Origin of the sequence: Streptomyces sp. TS71-3 (genome assembly GCF_018327685.1) — a bacterium.
GTDB lineage: Bacteria > Actinomycetota > Actinomycetes > Streptomycetales > Streptomycetaceae > Streptomyces.
In genome coordinates, this window is sequence record NZ_BNEL01000003.1 from 3,042,503 (window position 1) to 3,066,832 (window position 24,330).

A 24,330-nucleotide genomic window follows, 5' to 3' on the forward strand; every position below is an offset into this window, starting at 1 on the left:
TCAACCAAGCAAAGCGTGATGTGCTTCGTTCGTCAAGCAAATACAATGGTGCCATGTCCATCACGAACGAGCCGCCGAGGCCGCTGCGTACCGACGAGGAGGCCTTCATCCGGGCGCTGGGCCGGGTGATCCACACCCTTCCGCGGGTGATGGACGCCGACCTGATGCGCGAGCAGCGCCTCCCGCTCGTCGAGTACATGACCTTGATGTATCTGTCGGAGGCCCCCGACAGGCGTCTGCGGATGAGCGAGCTGGCCGGTGCGGTCGAGCTCTCCCTCAGCGGCATGACCCGGATCGTCACCCGCCTGGAGGCCCAGGGCCTGGTGCAGCGGGTCCGCTGCGAGCAGGACGGCCGCGGATGGCATGCGGTACTCACCGATGCCGGCCTGTCCCGTCTGGAGGAGGCCTGGCCGAGCCATCTCGCCGCCTCCCGGCGGCACGTCCTCGACCACTTCGAGGGCATGGACCTCGCGGAGCTGACACGGGCCCTCCGCCGGATCGTGGACTGAGGCCGATCAGGACTCGGCCCCCGATCGGGGGCCGGGGCATCGGGAGCCGGTGGGATCGAGAGCCGGCTCGGCCGGGCCGGAGCCCCCTTTCCGGTGGTTCGCATGCGGCCGTCGTGGCGCGTCTCGCACGGCCGGGTTCCTCGTGTGCCTACGGTCTGCCCAGGGTTCCGCGGGGCGCCGGCGGTGCGGCCGGGCGACCGGCGGCCCGGTGCACCCGGCTGGGCCGATTCCCCTGAGGGCGGGCCGGGCCGCGCTGGCCCCGCGGAACGAGGGCCGCGTCGGACCCGCCGGATGGAAAGCCCCGTCGCCTCACCCGGGCGATGGCACACCCCGGCCCTCCGCCCGCGAACCGGGCGGAGGTCGCCGGGCCCAGCGCGTGGACGGCCTTCGCCGGTGCACGCCCGGCGATCTCACCCTCCGTGCCGAGTCCCGCGCGATGGATCTGGCGATCTCACCCTCCGTTCGGTGTCCCACGCCGATGCTCCCGGCGGCCTCCCCCGCCCTGCAACGGCGAGGCGGATACTCCAGGTGTGAGGCGGATTGCTCCACGGGGCGGATACCCCGCCGTCACCGGATGGCCTGCGCACCGGAGGCGCCCGGCGGGACATCCGTGCCGCACTGGAGGGCGACCATCGCCACGTCGTCGTCGAGGCGCACCTCGCCCCCGACGTGGGCGGTCAGGCCCCCGAGGACGTACGCGAGCAGCTCCTCCGGCGTCGAGCCCGGCCAGCTCGCGACGCGTTCACCCAGGTCGTAGAACCGGCCGTCCCCGTCGCGGGCCTCGTACGTGCCGTCCGTGTAGAGCAGCAGCGTGGAGCCCGGCGTGAAGGCGAACGAGTCGACGGGGTGGTCCTCGGCGTCGAGACCGCCCAGACCCAGCGGGGGAGCGGAGCGCCGCGGCGGCAGCAGGCTCACCCCTTCGCGGCGGATGAGGTACGGCGGCGGGTGCCCGCAGTTGACCACCCGGACCTCGTCCGAGCCGTCCGGCACCTCGACCACCACCGCCGTGATGAAGCGCTCCAGGGCGTCGGGGTCGACGAGCGCGCTCTCCTCGAAGTGGGTGCGCACCCGGCTCTCCAGATGGGCCGCGAGCTCCGGCAGGGAGACCTGCGGGTGCGTGATCCCGCGGAATGCCCCGAGCAGCGCTGCCGCGTCCTCCACCGCGGGCAGCCCCTTGCCCTTCACGTCGCCGATCACCACGCGCACGCCGTCCGAGGACCGCGCCGCCGCGTAGAGGTCCCCGCCGATCATGGCGTGCGGATGGGAGGCGTGGTACGCCGATCTGATCAGCAGGCAGCCCATCCGCGGCGGCAGCGGCCGGAGCAGGACGCGCTGCATCGTCTCGGAGACGGTGCGCACCTCCGTCAGCTCCCGCACGCCGCGTTCGCGCAGGTTCCTGAAGCCGATGACGAACACCGACACCAGGATGATCGCCACCAGGTGCACGGCGAAGATGGAGGTGCCGAGCAGCCCGTCGTGGGCGTCGAGCCCGAGTGCGGCACCGCAGGAGAGGACCGCGACGACGGCCGTGAGCCGGGGGCCGGCCAGCGCGGCGCACGCCGCCGGGACGGCCACCATGAGGGAGCCCAGGTGCTGCGACTTCGGCAGCAGGAGCCCGGCGACCAGTACCACCGCGATCATCGACAGGCCGACGGCGAGCGGTCCGTACCGCTCGGTGACCAGCCGGTGCAGGGGAACGCCGTCCTGTGACGCTCCGGAGCGGGGGCGGGAGGCCGAGGTGGCCCACCCGGCCGCATGAGCGGTACGGCGCAGTAGCCGCCGCGGGCTCGCCGGCGTCATCAGCCCACGGTAGCTCGCCCGGCGCCGGCCTCGGGAACCGCGCCGGCGGGTTCTGTGCGTTCCGCGGCCATGGAAGGGCCCCTCTGTGTCGGTGCAGGTGTATCGGTGCCGCCTGGGGACGCACCTGGGTGTGGCTGGGCCGCACCTGGGTAATGGCTGCGGCCCCGCCCCTCGGGCCCCGCGCCCCGGGTCCGCATGCGCTCTCATCGGCCCCGGGTGAACGCCGACCTCGGGTGAACGCCGCCCTCGCGTAGACGTCGGTCCGGGTGATCGCCGGTCTCGGGTGAGCCCCGCCCCCGGGTGAGCCCCCACCCACCGCGGCTAGGTCGTGTCCGGCGGATCTTCGTGGGCCCGCGACTCCCCCACTGCCTGAAGGGCGTGGGTGGGGGTACCTCCCACGCCCTTCAGGGCAGTGGGGGAGTGCCCCCAGTACCGCACCTCGCCGCGTTGCCGGAGTCATCCGAGTACGCCCAGTACGAGGACGATCCTCCGCCTTGCGATGCACGGCACCAGACGCCGCAGGCTGATCCACGAAGATCCGCCGGACACGACCTAGGCCGCCTGCCGCAGGGTCTCGTCTGCGACCTTCCTGTCCAGCGCGGCCCGCACCAGGGCGGAGGCCAGGGCGGCGGGGTGCCCGTCGCCGGCCAGGCGGGACAGGGCCTCGGGATCGTCGGGCAGGCCGAGGCGGCGGGCGCCCTGAAGCGCCTTGCGGTCCAGGTACGGCGCCGCTTCCGGCCAGATGTCCTGGACCTCGCGCAGGAAGATGTCCGCGCCGGTCGGACCAACCCCCGGTACCCGCTGGAGCAGCTGGCGCAGCTCGCCCACGTCGCCGTGCGCGTCGGCGCGCATCCGGCGCAGGTCGCCGCCCCAGGCGTCCAGGACGAGCCGGGCGCCCTCGCCGAGCTGGTTCGAGGTCCGCTCGTCGTAGCGCCGGTAGCCGCCCTTGCCCAGTGCCCTCACCCGCTGGTGCCAGGTGGCGTCCGCCATGCTGCGTGCGTCGCGCATCCCCGCGTCGTACAGCTCCCGCGCGGTCGCGATCGCCACCGAGCCGCGGATCCTGGCGCTCATCAGGGTGGCCAGGACGAGGGTGCGGTAGAGCGGCTGCGGGGTGTTGGTGAGGCGGATGCCCGCTTCCTGGGCGAACGTGCGGCCCTCGGTGGCGAGGAGTTCCCGGACCACTCTCTTCTGGGCAGGCATGCCTGGTACCTCCTCGCGTCGCGTTGCCGCCGTCGCGGGCCCCGGGCGCCCGGCCCGGGATCTCGCGCCGCCCCGAGTGCCCGGCCGGGCGGGGCGGAAACGCCGCCCCGCCCGGCATCGGCTCCGTGTCCGGCCTCACGCCCGCGTGGGACGCGCGGTGGTCGGCGCCCGGCGCTCGGCGGCCCGGTTGCCATGCGCGAAAGCGCCGGACACGGCCTCGCCAGGGCTCGGGGAGGCATACCGCCTCACAGGGTGGACAGACGCTTCACAGCCGCCGGGCGGCGGGCTATAGTCCAAAACTAGCGGCGCTAATTAAAGAGGTGGTGGCGCTCATCTCAGGCGCCGGTGCCGCCCACCGGTTCGTCATCCCAGGAGTGCCCCCGTGCGTCCAGTCCACTTCGCCGCCGCGCGCCGCACCCCCGTCGGCAAGCTGCGCGGCGCCCTCTCCTCGGTGCGTCCCGACGATCTCGCCGCGACGGTGATCCGCGGACTGCTCGCCGACATCCCCGGGCTCGACCCCGCCCGTATCGACGACGTGTACTGGGGCGCCGCCAACCAGGCGGGCGAGGACAACCGCAACGTCGCCCGCATGGCGGTCCTGCTCGCCGGGCTGCCCGATTCGGTGCCGGGCGCCACCCTGAACAGGCTCTGCGCCTCCGGCATGGAGGCCGTGACCACGGCGGCCCGGGCCATCGCCTCCGGCGACGCCGATGTGGTGCTGGCCGGCGGCTCCGAGTCCATGAGCCGCGCCCCGTTCGTCCTGCCCCGCCCCGACCAGGCCTTCCCGCAGCGCATGGAGACCGCCGACACGCGGCTCGGCTGGCGCCTGGTCAACCCCCGGATGAAGGAGCTGCACGGCCTGCTCTCCATGGGCGAGACCGCGGAGGAGGTCGCCGAGCGGTACTCGATCTCCCGCGAGCGCCAGGACGACTTCGCGCTCCGCAGCCACCGGCGGGCCGCCGAGGCGCGCAAGGACGGCCGCTTCGACGCGGAACTGCTCCCCGTGACCCGGCAGGACGACGTGGTGGTCGACGCCGACGAGGGCATCCGGGTCGACACCTCCTACGAGAAGCTGGCCTCGCTCAAGCCCGTGTTCCGCCCGGGTGGCACGGTCACCGCGGGCAACTCCTCACCGATGAACGACGGCGCCGCCGGGCTGCTGCTGGTCAGCGAGGAGGCGCTGAACGACCTCGGCCTCGTCTCCCTGGGCCGCTACGTCCGCGGCGCCTCCGCCGGAGTCCACCCGGACGTGATGGGAATCGGCCCCGTGCCCGCGACCCGCAAGGCGCTGACCCGAGCCGGCTGGTCCGTCGGCGACATCGAGGAGGCGGAGCTCAACGAGGCCTTCGCCGCCCAGACGCTCGCCTGCGTGGACGAGCTCGGCCTCGACCCCGAGTTGGTCAACCCGGACGGCGGCGCCATCGCGCTCGGGCATCCGCTGGGCTGCTCGGGAGCCCGCATCCTGACCACCCTGCTGCACCGGATGCGGCGTTCGGGCGCCGCCCGCGGGCTGGCCACCATGTGCGTGGGCGTGGGGCAGGGCAGCGCGGTCCTCGTCGAGCGGGCCTGAGCGCCGAGCCTGGGTGCCGGGCTTGAGCGGGGGGCCTGAACCGGCGCCCCGAAGCAAGTTCGGCGTGTCCGAGCCTGTGCCTGAGGCGCACGAGGACGTGAGCGGCGGACGCGGGTTTGCGCCCGCGCCGCCCGCACGCCGTTCGCCGTCGCGCCGCCCGCGCCGGTCCGAGCGCCCCGGCCCGCGTCGAAGGGGCGTGAGCGGGTCTTCCGCTCTGCCGCGGCGGCTGGTCGGGGCCGTGGCCGGAAGGTGCGCAGGCGGTCGCGGATGCGAAGAAAGCCCTTACCAGACGTCATGTTCGGGGCATAGCATCTCCGTCCGGTATGGACATCACCTTGTGGGACTTCATGGCGCTCGCCGCGGCGGCCGCGCTCGTCGGCTTCGCCAAGACCGCCGTGAGCGGCGCCAACACCGTGAGCCTCGCGGTGTTCGCCGCGATACTCCCCGCCCGCGAGTCGACCGGCGTCCTGCTGCCCATCCTGATCACCGGCGACGTGCTCGCGGTGCTCACCTACCGGCGGCACGCGCACTGGCCCACCCTGTGGCGGCTGTTCCCGGCGGTCGCCGCCGGGGTCGTCGTCGGCGTGCTCTTCCTGCTCTGGGCGGACGACGAGGCCGTGCGCACCTCGATCGGGGCCATCCTGCTGCTGATGGCCGGTGTCACCCTGTGGCGCAGACGGAACGCGCAGCAGCAGGAGGAGCAGACGTCCGCCGCCACCCGCGGTGAGCGGCTCAAGGCCCGCTCCTACGGCGTGCTGGGCGGCTTCACCACGATGGTCGCCAACGCGGGCGGTCCCGTGATGTCGCTCTACCTGCTCTCCGCCGGCTTCAGGAAGCTCAGCTTCCTGGGCACGTCCGCCTGGTTCTTCCTGATCGTGAACACCTCCAAGGTGCCCTTCAGCGCCGGGCTCGGCCTGATCGACGGGCACTCGCTGCTGCTGGACGCGGAGCTGTTCCTCTTCGTCCTGCCGGGCGCGCTGATCGGCAAGGCCTGCGTCGCCCGGATCAACCAGCGGCTCTTCGAGCACCTGGTGATCGCGGCGACGGTGGTGGGGGGCCTGGAACTGCTGCTGAACTGAGGCGGCTCACCCCGCCGCGGCCCCGACCGCACTCGCTGACCCAACCGCGCGGGAGACCGCCCCACCGCGGCCCGCGAACGCCCGCCGCGGCCCGCGACCGCCTCGCCGCCCGGCCCGGGATCCGTCCGGTCCCGGATCCGCCCGGCCCGTGATCCGGCCGCTCCCGGGTCCGCCCGGCCTACCCCGCCACCCCGCGCAGCCGCGGCGCCCAGGACGCCGCGTCGACGGGTGAGCCGTCGTCGTCGACGGTGTCCGCCAGCTCGCGCGCCCACACCGTCAGGCCCGGCACGTCCAGACCGTGCGGCTGGACCCGCGAGGTGGTGCTGCACCAGTCGCTCACGGCGCCGGCCCCCCGGCGCAGCAGCCGCGCGCCGCCCTCCGCGTTGCCGCGGGCCGCATGGGTGAGCCCGACGGCGAGCTGGGCCAGGCCGCGCCACAGGGCACGCTCCGCGTCGGGGCCGGTCTTCCAGGCGTCCTCGAAGACCTCGTGGGCGTGGAACGGCTTGCCGTCGTCCAGCAGGCGCTGGGCCTCGTCGATGGTGGCGGAGGCGCTGCGGGTGACGCCCTCCGGCTGTCTGGGGGTGCCCTCGGAGCCGTACGGGAGGGGGCGGCCCAGGCCGTCCCGGGGCCGGGCGTTCCTGGCCCGGCCCTCCTGGTCGCGATCCCGGTTCCACCCGCCGCTGCCGGCGGGCTCCGGGGCGGCTCGGTCGTCGTCCATGACCCCATTGTCCTGCGCGGCCGCCCCGGGCGGCGCACCGCGGCGGACCGCCGGAGGGATCGCGGGCCGCACCCGCGGCCTGAGGTGTCCTTGCCGTCCTGGTGGGGCTGTGGTGATGTTGCCCGGGGGTGGGATGGCCATGGGGGAGACGATCGGGAGTGTCGCGGGCGCGCACGCCCGGCTCAAGTCCGCGCAGAAGTCGGCCAAGGGCGTGTCGCTGTACGCGCGCTATGTGAACCGGCCGACCGGGCGCTACCTCGCGGCGGGTGCCTACGGGCTGGGGCTCACGCCCAACCAGGTCACCGCCGTCAGCGCGGTGTTCAGCTTCGCGGCCGTGGCCGGCACGGCCGTCGGGACGCCGTCCTCATGGCTCGGCCTCGCCGTGTGGCTGGGCCTCGCGGTGGGCTTCGCCTTCGACTCGGCGGACGGCCAGCTCGCCCGGCTGACCGGCAGCGGCGGCCCGGCGGGGGAGTGGCTGGACCACGTGGTCGACTGTGCGAAGATCACGGCGCTGCACGCCGCCGTGCTGATCACCTTCTACCGCCACCCTGAGTACTTCGGGTTCTCCGGCGACGCCTGGCTGCTGGTCCCGCTGGGCTTCCAGTTCGCCGCCGTCGTCACCTTCTTCGGCGGGCTGCTCACGGAGAAGCTCAAACCGGGGGCCGCCCCCGGCACCGCGGCCCCGGCGCCCTCGACCCTGCGCGCGGTCGCGCTGCTGCCCGTCGACCACGGCGTCTTCTGCCTGGTGTTCCTGCTGCTGGGCGCCGGCGAGGCGTTCCGCTGGGCCTACACGGCGCTGGGCGCGGCGGCCGGGCTCTTCCTGCTCGCGTTCCTCACGAAGTGGTTCCGGGAACTGACCGCAGTTCCCCGCTGAACGGCGGATCCGCGCCACCCGGGCCGCCGAGTGCGTCCAGCGCGCGGCGGAGCTGGGTGCTGGACGTGTGCACGGTGTACGGGAAGTAGACGACGCTCACGCCCACGGACGCGAAGTCGCGCTCCAGCTTCTCCCCCTTGGGGGTGCCCCGCCAGTCGTCGCCCTTGAAGAGCACGTCGAACCGGACCTGCTTCCAGGTCTGAAGCTTGTCGGGGACGGTCTCCACGAAGGCGGCGTCGACGAACTTCACGCTGCGCACGATCTCCAGCCGCTCCACCAGCGGGATCATCGGGCGCCGGCCCTTGGCCCGCTCCGCCATCTCGTCCGAGACCACCCCGGCCACCAGGTAGTCGCACTGCGCCCGAGCATGGCGGAGGATGTTCAGATGCCCGATGTGGAAGAGGTCGTACGCCCCGGGTGCGTACCCGACCCGCCAGCGTCTGCCCGGTCCGCCCGCCGTCACCCGTACCCCCCGGAGCCATCCGCGCTCTGAGCGGGCCCAACCGGCGGGCCCGCACGCGGTCTTCGACGATAGCGTGCACGTTCCGTGCCCGTATGGTGAACGATGAGGGAGACCGCAGCTTCCGCCGGTGACGGGCCGGGACGCTGGACCGCGGATCCGGGAGGGGACCACCGGGTGAGTGAGGACGAGCAGGTCGAGCGGTACGCTGCCGCCCGGGCGCCACGCCGCAGGCTGTTACTCGTGTCCACCAACTACGCGCCGGAGCACACCGGAATCGGCCCCTACGCCACGCAGATCGCCGAGCACTGGGCCGCCCGCGGCCACGAGACCCACGTCCTCACCGGCATGCCGCACTATCCGTCCTGGCGCCTCGACCCGGCGTACCAGGGCGCCTGGCGGCGCACGGAGCGGCGCGCCGGAGTCCTGGTGCACCGCAGGCGCCACACGGTGCCGCCCCGCCAGACGGCCGTGCGCCGCGCCCTGTTCGAGGCCTCCGTGCTGGCGCACGGCCTGCTCGCACCGCCCCGCACCGGCCGCCTCGACGCCGTGCTCGCCCAGATGCCGAGCCTCGCCGGCGGCCTGCTCGGCGCCCGTCTCGCCGCCCGGCACCGGGTGCCGTACATACCCGTCGTCCAGGACCTGATGGGCGCCGCCGCGGCACAGAGCGGCATCCGCGGCGGCGCACGAGCCGCGGGGCTCGCCGAGCGCGCCGAGGCGTACGCGCTGCGCAGCGCGGCCCTCGTCGGCGTGATCCACGAGACCTTCGTCGACCGCGTCACCGCCCTCGGCGTGGACCGGGACCGGATCCGCCTGGTGCCCAACTGGTCGCATGTCCGCGGGCCGTTACGACCGAGGGCCGGGACCAGGGCGCGGCTCGGCTGGCCGGCCGGGCAGACCGTGGTGCTGCACTCCGGCAACATGGGCCTCAAGCAGGGTCTTGAGGTGCTGGTGGAGGCGGCCCGCCGGGACCCTTCCGTCCGCTTCGTCCTGATGGGCGACGGCAACCAGCGCGCCGGCCTCGCCCGGCTCGCCGCGGGCGTGCCCAACCTGGACCTCCTCCCGCCCGCCGCCACCGACGACTTCCCCGAGGTGCTGGCCGCCGCCGACGTGCTCGCGGTCACCCAGCGCGCCTCGGTGCTGGACATGAGCGTGCCGTCCAAGCTGACCTCGTACTTCGCCTCCGGCCGCCCCGTGGTGGCCGCCGTGTCCCCGGGCGGCGGCACGGCGCAGGAGGTGCGCCGCTCGGGCGCCGGGCTGCTGGTCGACCCGGAGAACCCGGCGGAACTGCTCGCGGCGGTGCGCAGGCTCGCCGCCGACACGGCCCTCGCGGACACGCTGGGGGCCGCGGGGCCCCGTCACGTGGCCGCCCACCTCTCGCGCCGGGCGGGCCTGGCGCGGATCGACGCACTCATCGACGAGGCCTTGGGGGGACCAGGCGCGTGACCGACACACATGTTCCGGCCAGGGGCGACGACGAGCCCGACCAGCTCCGCGAGCAGTTCCGCCAGCTGCTGCGCTACCGCTGGCTCCTCGGCTGCGGCGTCGGCGCGGGCCTGCTCGGCGGCGCCTGGCTCGGCGTGACCGGCGCCGACTCCTACGCCGCGACCAGCGACATCGTGCTGCGCGCGCCCACCAACGACCCGTTCGACCCGGCCGTCTCGGTGGACAAGACCCTCAACATGGGTTCCGAGCGGCAGACCGCGCTGAGCAGCAGCGTCGCCCAGGTGGCCGCCCACGACCTCGGCACGACCGTGCCGACGGCCGCCCTCCAGCAGGGTCTCCAGGTCACCAATCCGCCCCAGACCCTCGTCCTGCACTTCGCCTACACGGCCGCCGCCCCCGAGGAGGCCGCCCGCCGCGCCAACGCCCTGACCAAGGCCTACCTGGAGCTGCGCAAGAGCCAGTGGGACCAGGTGCGGGCCAGCATGGTCAAGAAGTACAGCGACCAGCTCGCCCCGCTCGTCAAGCAGCAGGACGACATCACCAAGCAGATCGGCCGGCTCCCGGACGGAAGCTCGGCCGCCGACTCCGCCTACGCCGTCAAGGCCAACCTCCTCAACCGCATCACCGAGCTGAACGGCCAGATCAGCAGCCTCATGGCGCTGGACATGACGCCCGGCACCGTGATCCGCGAAGCCGTGCCGCCCACCGCCTCCGATGGCCTCGGACTGCCCATGGCGCTGGGCCTCGGCGGCGCCGTCGGCATCGCCCTCGGACTGCTGGCCGCCTGGGTGCGGCTCGTCTTCGACCCCACCCCGCGCTCCGCCGGCGAGGTCGCCAGGGCGGTACGCGCGCCCGTGCTCGGCATCCTCCCGCACGGCGGGACCGGGACGCTGCTCGTGGGCAGCCAGAGCGACTCGCGGGCGGCGGAGGAGTACCGCTCGATCGCCTTCCGGCTCGCCTACGACGACCGGTTCGCCGACCGGCGCAGGCTCCTGGTCGTGGCGCCCCGGGCGGACGCCGGAGCGGCCGCGGCGACCGCCGCGGTGGCCTGCAACCTCACCGCGTCGTTCGCCGAGACCGGCAAGGACGTGCTGCTCATCGAGGCCGACCTGCGCACGCCTACGCTCGTCGAGCGGCTGCGCGCCACCACCACCCCCCGGCCCCAGTGGACCCTGCCGGATCCGGCAGCCCGCGGGTCGGCCGGTGCCGGCCAGGACGGCGCCGACTGGCCCGCGGGCGGCCACTACGCGGTGGACGCGGGGGAGTCGGGCATGTTCGACCTGGTGCCCGGCGAGCGGGTGCGCAACGTCCCGCGCGCCCTCACCTCGGCCCGGATGACCCGCCTGATCGCCGAGGCGGACGACCCCGGCGCCACCGTCGTCGTACTCGCCCCGCCCGTCCTCGCCTACGCCGACGCGCTCGCCCTCGTCGACCGGGTGGACGGCGTCCTCGTCGTCTGCAACCCGCGCACCGTGCACCGCGCGGACCTGGTCCGCATCCGGGAACTGATCGGCGGCGCGGGCGGCACCGTCCTGGGCGCCGTCATCCACTCCGAGCGCCGGGACGGCAGCAGCGGCAGGCGCGGGGCACCGGGCGGCGGTCACCGCGCCGGACGTCCAGCCGTCTCCGAGACGCCGCAGACGCCGCAGACGCCGCAGACGCCGGGGACGCCGGGGACGCGCACCCGGTACGCGCCCGGCGCCCGTGGCACCCTGCCCGAGGAGGACAGCGGCACCGCCGGCCCGGGCGCCTTCCACGCGGCCGACTGGTGAGCGGCCGGCCGATACCGCCCGCCGGAGACCGCCCGGACGCCCCTGACGATCCCTCCGCCGGACGCCCGGTCACGCGCGCGGACACGCCCGGGGCGCGCGCCGCCGCGCCGCGGGCCGGACGGGGGCCCGCTCCGCACGCGCGGCTCACGGGAGCCGTGGCCGCCTCGGTGCTCGACCAGGCGGCCTCCAGCCTGACCAACATCGCCGTGCTGGTGATCGCCGCCCGGGTCTCCACCGCCGCGGGCTTCGCCGCCTTCTCGATGGTGTACCTGACCTTCACCGTGCTCCTCGGCCTCGGCACGGCCTTCGTCGGCCAGGCCCTGGTGCTGGAGCGCGGCGACGAGAACGGGCTCGCCGCCGCCTGCCGCTCGGCGGTCGCCTTCACCGCCTGCGCGTCCTGCGCCGCCGCCCTGCCGCTCGCCGCGGGCGGGCTGGCCGCCGGAGGCGGGCTGGGCGGCGCCTTCGCCGCGCTCGGGGCAGTGCTGCCGCTGGTGCTGGTGCAGGACGGGCTCCGGTACGCGTTCTCCACGCTGCGCCGGCCGGGGCGCGCCCTCGCCGCCGACACGCTGCGCCTGCTGTGCGTCGTGCCGGCGCTCCTCCTGCAACCGCAGCACACTTCTCCAGCGCGCCTCGTGGCGGTCTGGGGAGTGTCGGCGGTGCCCGCGCTGCTCCTCGGCCTCGGCCTGCTGCGGCCTCTCGCCACCGGCGCGCCCGTCCGCCTGTGGGGCTATCTGCGCCGCGGCCACCTGGGCATGCGGTTCATCGTCGAGTTCGCCGTCGGCAACGCCTCCAGCCAGCTCGCCGTCCTCGGCCTCGGACTGCTCGCCGACCCGCTGGCGGTGGGGGCGCTGCGCGGCTCCACCACCCTCTTCGGGCCGCTGAACGTCCTCTTCAACTCCGTCAACGCCTTCGGGCCGCCCCTCCTCGGCCGGCTCGGCGGACGGCGCGCCACCGTACGGGCGGCCGCGGGGCTCGGCGGTGTGCTCGCCGCCGTCGGCCTCTGCTGGGCTGCCGTCCTGTACGCGCTGCCGGCCGGTGCCGGCCGGCACATCCTCGGCGCCACCTGGGAGTCCGCGGCCACGCTGCTGCCGGCCGTGGGCGGCCAGTACGCCGTGATGGGCCTCGGCACCTGCGCGCTGGTCACCCTGCGGGTGCTCAGCCCGCGCGCCACGCTCCGGGTCCAGGTGGTGTTCTCCCTGCTCGCCGTAGTGCTGATGCTCGCGGGCTACCGGCTGGGCGGCGCGGCGGGCGCGGCCTGGGGCCTCGCGGCGGGCTCCGCGCTCAAGGCCGCTGCCGCCTGGCTGCGGGTGCTGCGGCCCCGGGCCGCGGACCCGACCGCGGGGGCGGCCGTCAGCGCAGTGCCGCGGCCCGGTCCTGACGGCGCGTCATGATCAGCAGGACGCAGCAGAGCGCGATGGCCGCGCGCCCCGACGCCTGGAGCAGCGGCCCGCGCAGCAGGATGAACGAGTAGCCCGCGACCAGCGGCACGACCAGGGCGATCAGGCTGCCCGGCGGGGCGCGCCGCGACGCCCGGCGGGCATGGCGCCGGTCCATGCGGGCCGCCGCGTACCCGAGGCCCAGCAGGCCCGCCGCCATGCCCACGGGACCGGCGTCGATCCACAGCTCCGCCCACACCGGCGACGACAGGTTGGTGTTGACCGTGCCCATCCACTGCCCGACCAGCACCCCCGTGTCCAGCGGCTTGCCCGGCCAGAGCGAACGCGGCACCGCGAACAGCACCGAGCCCGCGAGCTGCCTGCCCCAGGTGTGCCCCTCGCCCGACCTCACGTAGGTGATGGTGTTGGCGAACATGCCCATCTGGTCGAAGTCCTTGATGGCCAGGGGCTCCAGCACCGACGAGGTCTGGACGGGCCGGTAGTTGAGCTGGTCGTAGCGGAACCGGTCCGCGAACGGGAACACCACCAGCGCCACCACCACCCCGAGGGTCAGCGCCGAGCGGTACATCGCGGCGCTCACCGGGAAGACGGTGAACAGCAGCGAGAAGAGCACCGTGAGGAACCAGTAACGGGGGTTGGACACGGGGTTGTTGACGATGACGTTGACCGCCACCAGCGCCGCCCACGCCGCGAGGACACCGGGCGATCTGCGTGCGTACCGCGAGGTGACCAGCCGGCGGGTGTACACCAGCAGGGCGATCAGCGCCGGCACCGTGCCGAAGCCGCGCAGCAGGGCCTGGCCCGCCTGGGAGCCGGCCTGGGAGAGTCCGGCGTCCTCGATGCCCGCGGCGATCTCCTGACGGCTGGTGAAGAACACCGCGGGCCCGCCCAGCTTCACCACCAGCGCCGCGCTGCCCGCGAACGCCAGCAGCACCAGCAGGGCGAGCCGCCGCCGGTGCACCAGCGCGGGCCGCCGCCCGCCGGCGTCCTCGCCGCCCTGCCGGTGCCGGGCCAGCAGCGCGCCCACGTCGAAGGCGACGCACCCGATCAGCACCAGCGCGACGGCCTCGGTGAGATCCGAGCGCGGTCCGACCACCGGCGTCGGGACCTGCCCCAGCACGGCCTGCGCCAGCGGCGCCACTCCCATCGCCATGTAGACGAACAGCCAGAACGAGCCCTGGAGCAGCTTGCGCCTGCTGGTCAGGATCATCGTGGACAGCCGGGCGCCCGCGTACACGGTGAGGGTGAGCTGGAGCCAGAACGCGGCGTCCCTGCTGCCCCCGCCCGGCTGCGCGGCGACGGCCAGCGGCAGCAGCACGGAGAACGCCAGGACCAGCGGCACCGACAGCGCCCGGGACAGCAGGGCGCGGGGCGACACGGCCGGAGCACCGGTGCCGCGCCCCTGGGCGCCCTGCGCATCGGTTCCGTCCGCTCCGCCGCCGGGTGCGGGGCGCGCGTCACCGGCGCCCGGCGCGTAACTCGTTTGATTCCGGGCGCCCGTGGTCGCACCCGGCCCGGCATCCGGCCCCGTGGACCCGGCCGTCCCGCCTCCGCCCGGCGGCACCTGCGGCATGACGCCCCCCAATCCGCCCCACGCGGGAGCGTCCCCGCGCGCAGTCTACCGATGCCGCAGCGTCACCTTCCGGTAACCGTTAGGCTTCGCGGACGGGCGTCTGAGGGGGCGCTGTTGGGGGGATGCAGGGTGCGCGATCTTCCGTCGTTCACGCTGGCCGGCTACGACAAGGGGCGCGGCAGGGTCGTCCAGGCGCTGTGGTTCGCGGTGATGAACACGCTGTTCATGGCGTGGTTCTGCCCGGCCCGGCTGCGGGTGGCGCTGCTGCGCGCGTTCGGCGCCAGGATCGGCACGGGCGTGCTCATCCGGCACCGGGTGCGGATCCTGTGGCCGTGGAAGCTGACGGTGGGCGACCACAGCTGGATCGGCGAGGGCGCGTGGATCCTCAATCTCGAACCGGTCACCATCGGTTCGCACGTCTGCGTCTCCCAGGAGGCGCTGCTGTGCACCGGCAGCCACGACCACCGCGCGGCCGACTTCCGCTACCGCAACGCCCCGGTCACCGTGGGCGACGGCGCCTGGATAGCGGCGCGCGCCACCGTGCTCGCCGGGGTCCGCGTCGGCCGGCACGCGGTGGTCGCCGCGGGCACCGTCGTCGACCGCGACCTGCCCGAGCTGACCCTGCACACCGCCACCGGCCGGCGGCCCGTCCAGGAGCCGGCATGAGAGTGCTGCACGCGGTCACCCTGCACACCCCGACCGGAGCCTTCGGCGGTCCCGTGCGCGTCGCGCTCAACCTCGCCAAGGGGCTCGCGGCCCGCGGCCACCGACCACGCCTCGTGGCGCTCGCCGACGGCTTCCCGAGGCCATTGCCCGCGGACGTGGAAGGGGTGCCCGCGCGGCTGTTCGCGGCCCGCCGCGTGCTTCCGCTCGGCTTCAGCGGCCTGACCTCGCCCGCGCTCCTCGCCGGCGCCGGACGCCTGGTCCGCGCGGCGGACGTCGTCCATGTGCACCTCGCCCGCGACCTGGTGACGTTGCCGGTCGCGCTGGCCGCCCTGCGCGCCCGCAGGCCGCTGGTGCTCCAGACGCACGGCATGGTCGACCCCAGCGGCCGCTCTCTCGCGAGGGTGCTCGACACCCTCGCCGTGCGCCGGGTGCTGCGCTCCGCGGACCGGCTGCTGTACCTGACCGACCACGAGCGCGACGACCTGGAACGAGTCGCGGGCCCCTGCCCGCCGGGGCGCGCGGTCCGCCTGGTGAACGGCGTTCCGGCGCAGGAGGCCGGGGCCGCGCCCGCCGGGCCGCCGCGCGTCCTGTACGCGGCCCGGCTCCACGAGCGCAAGCGGCCGCGGGACTTCGTCGCGGCAGCCCCGGCGATCCTGCGCCGGTACCCGGACGCGGAGTTCGTGGTGGCCGGCCCCGACGAGGGGGAACTGCCCGCGGTGCGGGCCCTGGTCGCCGGGTCGGGCCTCGCCCACAAGGTGCACCTGCCGGGCCCGCTGTCCGGCGCGCAGATGCTCACGGAGCTGCGCCGGGCGCATGTCTACGTCCTGCCGTCCGTGGCCGAGCCGTTCCCCATGTCGGTGCTGGAGGCGATGTCCGTGGGCACCCCCGTCGTCGTCACCCGCTCCAACGGCCTTGCCCGGGACGTGGAGAAGGCCGGGGCGGGCCGCGTGGTGACCGCCGCGGACGGCATCGCGGACGCCGTGCTCGACCTGCTCGCCCCGGACACCCGCCGGGCCGCCGCCTCGGCGGGGCGCGCGCTCACCGCCGAGGCGTTCTCCATGGACACCGTGCTCGACACCCTCGTGGGGGAGTACGAGCGGGTGCGCGCGGACACCGGACGCTAGGGTTCGCTGCCCGCACGGACACCGGAGGCCGGTTCCGCGTCCCGAGCCCGTCATCCGCCGCCTACGCGGGCACCCAGGCGTAGCAGCCGCTGGAGGCGAACTCACGCGTCCCCGCGGGCACCCGGGCGGTGATCCGCTTGCCGGGCCCGGAGCCCGAGTCCAGCTCTGGGCCGGATGCCAGTACCTTGCCGCCCTCGCCGAGGGCCCGCCAGGAGCAGGACGCGCTTGGCGTCAGCGCCCGGTACGTTCCCGCGGCCGGCCCCTTCCGCGTGCCGTCCGGGAACCCGGCCCGGGCCGCCCGCAGCACGGAGAGCTGGTCGGGGCAGAGCGGCTCGATGGCGTCCCGTGCACCGGGGATGTCCCCGGCGATGACCGCGGCGACGGCGGCGTCCCGGTCGTGCCGGGCGGTGTGCGCCACCCGGTCACAGGCCTCCTGGCCGAGTTGCAGTACCGCGGCGGGGTCCGTGTCCGCGGGCACCCGCCCGCTGAGGTACTGCTTCTGCTCCTTCGTGAACGATCCCGTGGCCGGGGTGATCCGGGAGTCCGGCAGCATGGGGCCCCGCGACGCCGAGGGCCCGGCGCCCGGCCGGCCGCCCGCGGTGCCCGCGGGGGCCCGCCCGGCGTCGTCCTGCCCGCCGCACCCGGTCAGCACGGCCAGGGTGGCGGCCAGCGCGGCACACGACAGCGCGGTGCGCCGGCGGAGTGGATGCATGGAGAAACTCCTGTGGGCCTCGGAGGTGCGTCGGGGCGGTGTGCCGGGTGCCGCGTGCCGGGGCACGGGCGGTGAGGTGGGTGTTCGCCACCGGTCGGGCGCGACCGGTCGTGCGCGGTGTGCCCGGCGGTATGCGGTACTCGGTGTGCCGTGTGCCGTGTGCCGTGTGCCGTGTGCCGTGTGCCGTGTGCCGTGTGCCGTGCGCGGGAGCGCGGGGTGCCCGGCGGGGGCGCCGTCCACTCCCGCCGGGCACCCCGTGCCGGTCAGGGTGCCCCGAAGGTGAGCACCAGCTGCGGCGTGCCCTCCGCGGCGGTGGCCTCACCCGACCAGAGCCAGAGCGCGTCCGAGCCGCTGCCCGTCAGCGCGACGCTGTAGGAGTGGCCCAGCGCCGCGGACAGCGCCGTGGTGTCCAGGGGCGCCGCGTAGATGGCGGACGCCTGAGAGGTACCGCTCAGCGTCCCGATCGGCTGGTCACCGAGCGCGGGACGGGCGGTGTACGTCGCCGTGGACTCGCTCCACGTCCCGGTGACCGGCACCACCGAGGCGGTGTCCGCCGACTCCGCCCCCGACTGGGTGCTCGTCTTCACCGCCAGCCGGGCACTCTTGAGCACCGTGCCGGACGGCGCGGACGGCAGGTCGAAGCGGAGGTACGACAGGTAGGCGGAGCTGCCGCGCACCGCCAGCGAGCTGGACGAGCCGTAGTTGCTGCCGGGCGCGCCGGCGTTGACGTAGGTGTCCTCGGCCACCGGGACCGTGCGGACGGTGTCGGCCGTGGCGGATGCCAGGTCGTGGTGCCGCTTGACCTGGGCCGCCGTGAGCACCTTGGAGTAGACGGCGGTCTCGTCGATCTGCCCGTCGAAGAACCAGCTCGACGGCTCGCGCGGCCAGTTCCGCAGGCAGTCCCCGCCGACGTGCCAGTGGCCGGTGTAGCTCTGGTTGCCGGTCACGGTGTTGCTGCCGGCGAGCTTCCCGTCCACGTAGAGTGCCATGCCCGAGGAACCCTGGGTGCCGACGACGTGGTGCCACTTGCCGTCGTTGTAGCGGGTCGAGGTGGCCAGGATGCGCGAGGAGCCGGAGTGGACACCGAAGACCAGCGCTCCGGTGTCGTCCATGTAGATGTGCTTGTCGTAGTAGGTGCTCGTGTCGGTGGTGCCGCTGCCGAACCCGATGAGCTTGCCGCCGTGTGTCGTCGTGGTCTTGAACCAGGTCTCCACCGAGAAGGCGCCCGGGATGGTGGTGCGCGGCACGCCGTAGACCTGCTGGTCGGTGCCGTCGAGGCCGACCGCGGTGCCGGGGCCGTTCACCGCGGCGGGGGCCTGCCGCATCGCGGGCCCGCCCACGTACACGCCGGCGGTGTCCGACGGCGACGAGTCTCCGGCGAAGGGAGTGGTGTACTCGTCGTGGCGCCAGTAGAGCGTGGCGCCGTCGGCCAGCACCGCCTGCGCGTAGGGCTGCGCCGACGCCGGCACCGTCACCGTGGCCGCGGTGGACAGGGCGCTGGTGTTGCCGGCGCCGTCGGTGGCGGAGACCCGGTAGCTGTACGTCTGGCCCGGGGTGACGTGTGTGTCGGTGAAGGAGAGCTGCGGGCGGTTCCAGTCGGCGGAGCTGCCGTCGACGGTGTCGACGGGTGTCGAGGAGCCGTTCCGGTACACCTTGTAGGTGAGCTTGCCGTCGTCCAGGTCGGTGCTGGCGCGCCAGCGGACCTGGACGGAGTCCGGCCCGGTGCTCTCCGCTTCAGCCATCGGCACGTCCGGTGTGCCGGTGTCGGGACCGGTGGCGAAGCGGGTCAGGCCCTGGGCTGCGCCGCCGTTGACGCCGGTGAACTCGCCGCCCACCCACATGTAGCGGGTGGTGCTGGTGCCGGCGACGGTCAGCGCGCGCGGCCCGACGCCCTCGCCGAGGCCGTCGTCGGTGTTCGGGGACCAGCCCAGCAGGCTCGGGTCGCCGGTGGACTCGGCCAGCAGGTGGTGCCGGGGCCCCTGCGGGAACTCGCCCATGCTGGAGCAGTCGTGCGCGTGCGAGCCGCTGTAGAGGACCCCCTGGTACGACAGCACCGTCTGGGTGGCGCCCAGGCAGGTGTCCCGCCAGCGCTGGTCGAAGGTCCCGGCGTCGATGGCGATGCGCCCGTCGAAGACACCGCCGCCGTTGCCCTCGTTGCCGGTGTAGAACCCCGTGTCGTCGGCGTCGATGGCCTTCACCACGGAGTTGGTGTCGATGAAGCCCCGCGGGTACGTCCTGACGTTGGCGCCGGTGGTGGCGTCCACGACGGCGAGCGCGTGCGAGTCGGCGCCGTTCACGGTGAAGAAGTCGCCGCCGAGCACGACGTCCTTGCCGTCCGCGGTCACCTTGACCGCGCGCCCGGGCTCGTCGGCGTCCGCGCGGAACGGCCGCACGTCACCGCTCGCGGCGTCCACCGCGGCGAACCGCTGCCGCGGCTGCCCGTCGACGGTGCTGAAGTCGCCGGCCGCGTACACCGTGTCGCCGGTGACCGACAGCGACCGCACGGTGGCCGGGAAGCCTGCGTGGAAGCCGGACTTCGGGCTGCAGGTGGCGATGTCGATCGCGGCGAGGCTGCTCACCGGGGTGCCGTTCACGGAGCCGAAGTACCCGCCCGCGTACAGCGTCTTCTGGTCCGGGGAGACCGCCAGGGCCCGCACGGTCGCCGTGCCGGTGCCCACCGTGAACGCGAGGCTGCACGACGTGGGCACGCCCGTGACGGTGTTCAGCGCCACGAAGTTCACCGCGTCACGGGGCTCGCCGGAGGCACCCTGGGGCGGGCGGACCTGGGAGAAGGTTCCCGCCGCGAAGACGGTGTCGCCGGCGTGTGCCAGCGCCCACACGATGCCGTTGGTCTGCCAGGTGGGCAGGGCGTCGGCGGTGAACCCCACCGGCGGGGTGAGGGCCGCCGCCCCGGGCGCCGTGACCCCACCGAGTCCGGTGGCGGCGAAGGAGAGGACGAGGGCAGCCGTGAGTCCCCTGGATCTGTACATGTACCCCCCAGGCTGATAGGCCCGGTCATGTGGCCGGAAGTGACCTCAAAGACCCCTGTGTCCGCGAACATTACGGGCTCGTGGAGTGCCGTGGGCCACGCTTGACGAAATCCCTGACCAAGCGGAACCAGTGCGTGATACGGCGTCATCGCCGCGCCGGGCGCCGGCTCCACGGCGGTCAGCGGTCGATGCGGACGGCCGCGCCGGCGAGCTCGTCCGCGACCTGGCGCCTGTCGGCGTCGACCATGATCCGCGCGAGCTCGTCGACCAGCACCCGCGGTTTCCACCCGAGCACGTCGCGGGCCTTGGAGGCGTCGCCGATCAGGGCGTCCACCTCGCTGGGCCGCTCGTACCTGGGGTCGTAGCGGACGTGCGCGCCGGCGTCGAGCCCGGCGTGGGCGAACGCGGTGTCGACGAACCGCCGCACGGTGGCCGGCACCCCGGTGGCGACCACGTAGTCGGACGGCTCGTCGTGCTGGAGCATCCGCCACATCGCGTCGACGTACTCCGGCGCATAGCCCCAGTCCCGTACGGCGTCCAGGTTGCCCAGGTACAGCCGGTCCTGGAGGCCCGCCTTGATCCGCGCCACCGCACGGGTCACCTTGCGGGTCACGAACGTCTCGCCGCGGCGCGGCGACTCGTGGTTGAAGAGGATCCCGTTCACCGCGAACATGCCGTACGCCTCGCGGTAGTTGACGGTCGCCCAGTAGGCGTATGCCTTCGCTGCGGCGTACGGGCTGCGCGGGTGGAACGGGGTCGACTCGTTCTGCGGCGGGGGAGTGGAGCCGAACATCTCCGAGGACGACGCCTGGTAGATCCTGGTGTGCACCCCGCTCGCCCGGATCGCCTCCAGCAACCGCAGCGCGCCGAGGCCGGTGACGTCACCGGTGTAGATCGGGGCGTCGAAGGAGACGCGCACGTGGGACTGCGCGCCCAGGTTGTAGACCTCGTCGGGCCGTATGTCCCGCAGCAGGTTCACGAGCGCCACCCCGTCGGTGAGGTCGGCGTGGTGCAGCACGAGCGACCGGTTCGTTTCCTGCGGCCCCTGGTAGATGTGGTCGATGCGCTCGGTGTTGAAGCTGGACGAACGCCGCAGCAGGCCGTGCACCGTGTAGCCCTTGGAGATCAGCAGCTCCGCCAGGTAGGAGCCGTCCTGCCCGGTGACCCCGGTGATCAGCGCGCACCTGCTCATAGGGTCTGCTCCCCTTCCGACCTGGTGCGCCCGCGCGGGGACCGCGGTCCCCCGTGGTGGCGGCCGTGCCGCTCGCCGGACGATCCTCCGGCATGTCGTGATCTACGACTGGAAATCATGCTTTTGCCTCTCCCGTGCCGCCTGGCCCTGGCATGATCCGGGGCATGACGGCATCGCTGCTGCCCGACCGGGCCCGCATATTCGTCGCCGGACACCGTGGTCTCGTCGGCTCCGCGGTGGCCCGGCGGTTGACCGCGGACGGCCACCGGGTCCTCACCCGCACCCGTGCCGAACTCGACCTGCGCGACGCGGCGCGCACCGCCGAGGTGCTGCGCGAGCTGCGCCCCGACGCGCTGGTGCTCGCCGCCGCCAGGGTCGGCGGCATCCTCGCGAACAGCACCCACCCGGTGCAGTTCATCGAGGAGAACCTCCAGATCCAGCTGAGCGTGATCGCCGGGGCGCACGCCGCCGGGGTGCGCAGGCTGCTGTTCCTCGGCTCGTCCTGCATCTATCCCAGGCTGGCCGCCCAGCCGATCACGGAGGACGCCCTCCTCGGCGGCCCCCTGGAGCCCACCAACCGCGCCTACGCCCTGGCGAAGATCGCAGGCATCGTCCAGGTCCAGTCGTACCGCCAGCAGTACGGCGCCTCGTACATCTCCGCCATGCCGACCAATCTCTACGGCCCCGGCGACAACTTCGACCTGGAGACCTCGCACGTCCTGCCCGCCCTGATCCGCCGGTTCCACGAGGCGCGTAAGGCCGGCCAGGGCGAGGTGGTGCTGTGGGGCTCGGGCACCCCGCGCCGGGAGTTCCTGCACGTCGACGACCTCGCCTCGGCCTGCGCGCTGCTGCTGCGGGCCTATGACGGCGACGACCCGGTGAACGTCGGCTGCGGCGCGGACCTGACGATCCGCGAGCTCGCAGAGACCGTGGCCGAGGTCACCGGCTTCACCGGCCGGATCGCCTGGGACACCGGCAAGCCCGACGGCACCCCGCGCAAGCTCCTCGACGTATCCCGGCTGACCGCGCTCGGCTGGAGCCCCGCCGTCCCCCTCCGCGACGGCATCGCCGGCACCTACGCCGCCTGGCGCGGGCACTCGGCGGGCTGACGGCCCCTGAGGAAGGCCCCGGCCCGCAGCAGGCCCGCCACTGAGCGCCCGCGATACGACGCGCTCACCACCCCGCGCACGCCGGACGCTTCGTCTCACCACCGGGCTCCCCGCCATCCCTCAGTACGCGCCGCGGCCGTCGACGACGGCCCTGACGGTGCGGGTCATGACGTCGAGGTCGCTGGTGAAGGACCAGTTGTCGACGTAACTCAGGTCGAGCTGGACCGCCTCGTCCCAGGACAGGTCGGAACGGCCCCCGACCTGCCACAGGCCCGTCATCCCCGGCCGCACCGCGAGCCTGCGCCGCTCCACCGCGGTGTAGTGCGCCACCTCCTCGGCCAGCGGCGGCCGGGGCCCGACCAGCGACATCTCCCCGCGCAGCACGTTCGCGAGCTGCGGCAGCTCGTCCAGCGAGGTACGCCGCAGCAGCCCCCCGACCCGGGTCACCCGCGGGTCGCAGCGCATCTTGAACACCGGGCCGTCCTGCTCGTTCTCCCCGGCGAGCTCGGCCTTGCGGGCGTCCGCGCCGGCGACCATCGTGCGGAACTTCCACATGGTGAACGGCGCCCCGCCCCGTCCGATCCGCTCGTGCCGGTAGAGCACGGGACCGGGCGAACCCAGCCGGACGGCCAGCGCGATGGCCAGAAGCAGCGGCGAGAGCAGCAGCATGCCGAGCGCCGCGGCCACCCGGTCCAGGGCGTGCTTGAGCGCGGGCTGGACGCCGTGCCGGAGCGGGGGAGCGATGCGCAGCAGCGCCATGCCGGCCGCAGAGCCGGTCTCCAGGCGCTTGACGGACACGTCCACGAGGCCCGGGACCAGGGCGAGTTCGAGCCCCGCGTCGTGCATCCCCCAGGACAGCCGGCGCAGCCGCTCTCCGTAGAGCAGCGCGCTGGAGGCGACCAGGGCGAGGTCGGCGCCGCGGGCACGGGCCGCCGCCAGCACCGCGGCGGCGTCCTCGTCCGGTGCGGCGAGCGCGCGGTCGGCCAGGCGGGCGGCCATCGGAACGCCGCCCGCCTGGGGGCCTTGTCCGACGGCGACCACTCCGACCACCACGAACGGGTGGTCGGTACGGCTCGCGAGCTGGCCGGCCACCTCGTCGGCGGCACCGGGCTCGCCGACGACCAGCACCCGGATCACCGCCTGGGCCTCCCGGCGGCTCGCCATGAGGTGCCGGTAGGTCAGCTTGCGGGTGAGGAGGGTGGCCACCAGCGGTGGTACGAGGGCGGCCAGGCAGAGCGCCGCCGGCTGGCGCAGATCCGCCGCGACGCGGACGATCGCCAGGACGCCCAGCAGGACCAGCCAGTCGTGCAGCACCGGGAGCGTGCCCCGGGACTCGCCGAGTGCGCGCGACGCGTACCGGTTCCTGAAGAGCCGCACCGCGGGCCAGGCGACGGAGGCGAGCAGGGCGGCCGTCGCCCAGGAGCGTAACGGGGCCGCCGCGGGACGGACGAGGACCGCCGCGGAGATGCCGGGGACGAGGACGTCGACGAGCAGGGCGACGGGGAGGTACCAGCGGGGTTTCGCGCCCAGCGCGGGGCCCGGGGCCCGGGTTGGGCGGGTCCGCGCCGGTGACGTGCGTGTCTCGGACGCCTGAACATGCCGCATGTACCCCCCTGGACGTCCTGCTCTGGACGCTGCCGCCCACCCGGTGCCCCGGCGCCCCCAGTGACGGCCCGGCGGCGTGGCGGCGTGGCGGCGAACAGTATGGCAATCGCCTGTGTGTTGAGTGTGTATAACGTGAACATAGTTAGAGGGTTGCGCAGGGTTCAGGCCATCCGGTGACCGAGAGCGCGGCGTGTGCTCTCGCATCAGGGGTCCCAGTGGTTACGGGTCCGGGCGGGTGAGGCTTGTCGTCGAGCGCCCCGGGAGCCTGGCGGGCGGATCAGTGGGCTCCATCGTGCGTCCGAAACTCGCCCCGGCGTGCGAGGCGACTCGACGGCGCGCGTCCGATCTTGCCGCGCCGGAGCCGAGGACCCGGCGACGGCCCGAAGAGGCTGAGCACGGCCGACCGTCGAGGCCGCGCGGAACGGGTGGCAGGCGACCGGAAGTGGCATTGCACCGGTACCGGAGGATCGGCTGTACTGGCTCATACCGGGGCTTTCCATCCTGTCCCGGGCGGACCTCCTCAGGACCGCTCCC

19 protein-coding genes are annotated in these 24,330 nt (G+C 74.3%); 10 read left to right on the plus strand and 9 right to left on the minus strand.

Annotated elements, in window-relative coordinates; genetic code table 11:
* Positions 1-53 precede the first annotated feature (53 nt).
* On the plus strand, positions 54-509 hold the full coding sequence (locus Sm713_RS36850; protein WP_212914279.1) for a MarR family winged helix-turn-helix transcriptional regulator: 456 nt from the start codon (positions 54-56) through the stop codon (positions 507-509).
* A 567-nt stretch (positions 510-1,076) separates the two neighbouring features.
* On the opposite strand, the gene Sm713_RS36855 is transcribed toward Sm713_RS36850, so the two are convergent.
* Positions 1,077-2,309: a PP2C family protein-serine/threonine phosphatase gene (locus Sm713_RS36855; RefSeq protein ID WP_212914280.1), complete on the minus strand. Its 1,233-nt coding sequence runs from the start codon at positions 2,307-2,309 to the stop codon at positions 1,077-1,079.
* 552 nt (positions 2,310-2,861) lie between these two features.
* Entirely contained in the window at positions 2,862-3,509 is a 648-nt protein-coding gene (locus Sm713_RS36860; RefSeq protein WP_212914281.1) for an endonuclease, read from the minus strand.
* 382 nt (positions 3,510-3,891) lie between these two features.
* Between Sm713_RS36860 and Sm713_RS36865 the strand changes: the two genes are divergently transcribed.
* Together Sm713_RS36865 and Sm713_RS36870 are read left to right on the plus strand one after the other, a co-directional pair.
* The gene (locus tag Sm713_RS36865) at positions 3,892-5,079 is read left to right on the plus strand and encodes a thiolase family protein (protein WP_212914282.1); all 1,188 of its coding nucleotides are present in this window, start codon (positions 3,892-3,894) and stop codon (positions 5,077-5,079) included.
* Between the two features lie 323 nt (positions 5,080-5,402).
* Positions 5,403-6,158, plus strand: a complete 756-nt coding sequence (locus Sm713_RS36870; protein ID WP_212914283.1) for a sulfite exporter TauE/SafE family protein — start codon at positions 5,403-5,405, stop codon at positions 6,156-6,158.
* A gap of 178 nt (positions 6,159-6,336) precedes the next feature.
* On the opposite strand, the gene Sm713_RS36875 is transcribed toward Sm713_RS36870, so the two are convergent.
* Positions 6,337-6,876, minus strand: a complete 540-nt coding sequence (locus Sm713_RS36875) for a DUF309 domain-containing protein (protein ID WP_249416922.1) — start codon at positions 6,874-6,876, stop codon at positions 6,337-6,339.
* Positions 6,877-7,015: 139 nt separating this feature from the next.
* Here Sm713_RS36875 and Sm713_RS36880 point away from each other — a divergent pair, with 139 nt between their 5' ends.
* Positions 7,016-7,750 carry a CDP-alcohol phosphatidyltransferase family protein gene (locus Sm713_RS36880; RefSeq protein WP_212914285.1) on the plus strand — a complete coding sequence of 245 codons (735 nt, stop codon included), beginning with the start codon at positions 7,016-7,018 and terminating at the stop codon, positions 7,748-7,750.
* Here Sm713_RS36880 and Sm713_RS36885 read toward each other — a convergent pair.
* A complete protein-coding gene (locus Sm713_RS36885) occupies positions 7,710-8,213 on the minus strand; it encodes an adenylyltransferase/cytidyltransferase family protein (protein WP_212914286.1) in 504 nt (167 codons plus the stop codon). The two genes, Sm713_RS36880 and Sm713_RS36885, sit on opposite strands and share 41 nt — an antisense overlap.
* A 231-nt stretch (positions 8,214-8,444) precedes the next feature.
* Here Sm713_RS36885 and Sm713_RS36890 point away from each other — a divergent pair, with 231 nt between their 5' ends.
* The 3 genes from Sm713_RS36890 to Sm713_RS36900 all read left to right on the plus strand — a co-directional run bounded on the left by Sm713_RS36890 (position 8,445) and on the right by Sm713_RS36900 (position 12,819).
* Positions 8,445-9,656: a glycosyltransferase gene (locus Sm713_RS36890; protein ID WP_249417121.1), complete on the plus strand. Its 1,212-nt coding sequence runs from the start codon at positions 8,445-8,447 to the stop codon at positions 9,654-9,656.
* Positions 9,653-11,428, plus strand: a complete 1,776-nt coding sequence (locus Sm713_RS36895) for a lipopolysaccharide biosynthesis protein (protein WP_212914288.1) — start codon at positions 9,653-9,655, stop codon at positions 11,426-11,428. Before Sm713_RS36890 ends, Sm713_RS36895 begins: the two co-directional genes overlap by 4 nt.
* A gap of 155 nt (positions 11,429-11,583) precedes the next feature.
* Entirely contained in the window at positions 11,584-12,819 is a 1,236-nt protein-coding gene (locus tag Sm713_RS36900) for a hypothetical protein (protein WP_249416923.1), read from the plus strand.
* Here Sm713_RS36900 and Sm713_RS36905 read toward each other — a convergent pair.
* Positions 12,779-14,203, minus strand: coding sequence for a hypothetical protein (locus tag Sm713_RS36905; RefSeq protein WP_249416924.1), 1,425 nt, complete (start codon positions 14,201-14,203; stop codon positions 12,779-12,781). The genes Sm713_RS36900 and Sm713_RS36905 overlap by 41 nt on opposite strands.
* Before the next feature lie 324 nt (positions 14,204-14,527).
* Between Sm713_RS36905 and Sm713_RS36910 the strand changes: the two genes are divergently transcribed.
* Both Sm713_RS36910 and Sm713_RS36915 read left to right on the plus strand, forming a co-directional pair.
* Complete coding sequence (locus tag Sm713_RS36910) at positions 14,528-15,064, plus strand: WcaF family extracellular polysaccharide biosynthesis acetyltransferase (RefSeq protein WP_249416925.1); 537 nt, start codon at positions 14,528-14,530, stop codon at positions 15,062-15,064.
* A complete protein-coding gene (locus tag Sm713_RS36915) occupies positions 15,061-16,188 on the plus strand; it encodes a glycosyltransferase (RefSeq protein WP_212914290.1) in 1,128 nt (375 codons plus the stop codon). Before Sm713_RS36910 ends, Sm713_RS36915 begins: the two co-directional genes overlap by 4 nt.
* 61 nt (positions 16,189-16,249) lie before the next feature.
* Here the strand turns inward: Sm713_RS36915 and Sm713_RS36920 are convergent, their stop codons facing one another.
* The 3 genes from Sm713_RS36920 to gmd form a co-directional block, all read right to left on the minus strand.
* Positions 16,250-16,900: a hypothetical protein gene (locus tag Sm713_RS36920; RefSeq protein ID WP_212914291.1), complete on the minus strand. Its 651-nt coding sequence runs from the start codon at positions 16,898-16,900 to the stop codon at positions 16,250-16,252.
* A 263-nt stretch (positions 16,901-17,163) separates the two neighbouring features.
* Positions 17,164-19,890, minus strand: coding sequence for a LamG-like jellyroll fold domain-containing protein (locus Sm713_RS36925; protein WP_212914292.1), 2,727 nt, complete (start codon positions 19,888-19,890; stop codon positions 17,164-17,166).
* A gap of 178 nt (positions 19,891-20,068) precedes the next feature.
* Positions 20,069-21,082, minus strand: a complete 1,014-nt coding sequence (gene gmd, locus Sm713_RS36930) for a GDP-mannose 4,6-dehydratase (RefSeq protein WP_212914293.1) — start codon at positions 21,080-21,082, stop codon at positions 20,069-20,071.
* 164 nt (positions 21,083-21,246) lie between these two features.
* Here gmd and Sm713_RS36935 point away from each other — a divergent pair, with 164 nt between their 5' ends.
* Complete coding sequence (locus Sm713_RS36935; RefSeq protein WP_212914294.1) at positions 21,247-22,191, plus strand: GDP-L-fucose synthase; 945 nt, start codon at positions 21,247-21,249, stop codon at positions 22,189-22,191.
* 120 nt (positions 22,192-22,311) lie between these two features.
* Here the strand turns inward: Sm713_RS36935 and Sm713_RS36940 are convergent, their stop codons facing one another.
* A complete protein-coding gene (locus tag Sm713_RS36940) occupies positions 22,312-23,796 on the minus strand; it encodes an exopolysaccharide biosynthesis polyprenyl glycosylphosphotransferase (protein WP_212914295.1) in 1,485 nt (494 codons plus the stop codon).
* Between the last annotated feature and the right edge of the window lie 534 nt (positions 23,797-24,330).

What these genes read in the sequence shown, in the direction of transcription:
- Sm713_RS36915 (WP_212914290.1), top strand. Translation starts at nt 15,061, where the DNA reads ATGAGAGTGCTGCACGCGGTCACCCTGCACACCCCGACCGGAGCCTTC.
- Sm713_RS36870 (WP_212914283.1), top strand. Translation starts at nt 5,403, where the DNA reads ATGGACATCACCTTGTGGGACTTCATGGCGCTCGCCGCGGCGGCCGCG.
- Sm713_RS36925 (WP_212914292.1), bottom strand. Translation starts at nt 19,890, where the DNA reads ATGTACAGATCCAGGGGACTCACGGCTGCCCTCGTCCTCTCCTTCGCC.
- Sm713_RS36920 (WP_212914291.1), bottom strand. Translation starts at nt 16,900, where the DNA reads ATGCATCCACTCCGCCGGCGCACCGCGCTGTCGTGTGCCGCGCTGGCC.
- Sm713_RS36875 (WP_249416922.1), bottom strand. Translation starts at nt 6,876, where the DNA reads ATGGACGACGACCGAGCCGCCCCGGAGCCCGCCGGCAGCGGCGGGTGG.
- Sm713_RS36850 (WP_212914279.1), top strand. Translation starts at nt 54, where the DNA reads ATGTCCATCACGAACGAGCCGCCGAGGCCGCTGCGTACCGACGAGGAG.
- Sm713_RS36940 (WP_212914295.1), bottom strand. Translation starts at nt 23,796, where the DNA reads ATGCGGCATGTTCAGGCGTCCGAGACACGCACGTCACCGGCGCGGACC.
- Sm713_RS36855 (WP_212914280.1), bottom strand. Translation starts at nt 2,309, where the DNA reads ATGACGCCGGCGAGCCCGCGGCGGCTACTGCGCCGTACCGCTCATGCG.
- Sm713_RS36935 (WP_212914294.1), top strand. Translation starts at nt 21,247, where the DNA reads ATGACGGCATCGCTGCTGCCCGACCGGGCCCGCATATTCGTCGCCGGA.
- Sm713_RS36880 (WP_212914285.1), top strand. Translation starts at nt 7,016, where the DNA reads ATGGGGGAGACGATCGGGAGTGTCGCGGGCGCGCACGCCCGGCTCAAG.
- gmd (WP_212914293.1), bottom strand. Translation starts at nt 21,082, where the DNA reads ATGAGCAGGTGCGCGCTGATCACCGGGGTCACCGGGCAGGACGGCTCC.
- Sm713_RS36860 (WP_212914281.1), bottom strand. Translation starts at nt 3,509, where the DNA reads ATGCCTGCCCAGAAGAGAGTGGTCCGGGAACTCCTCGCCACCGAGGGC.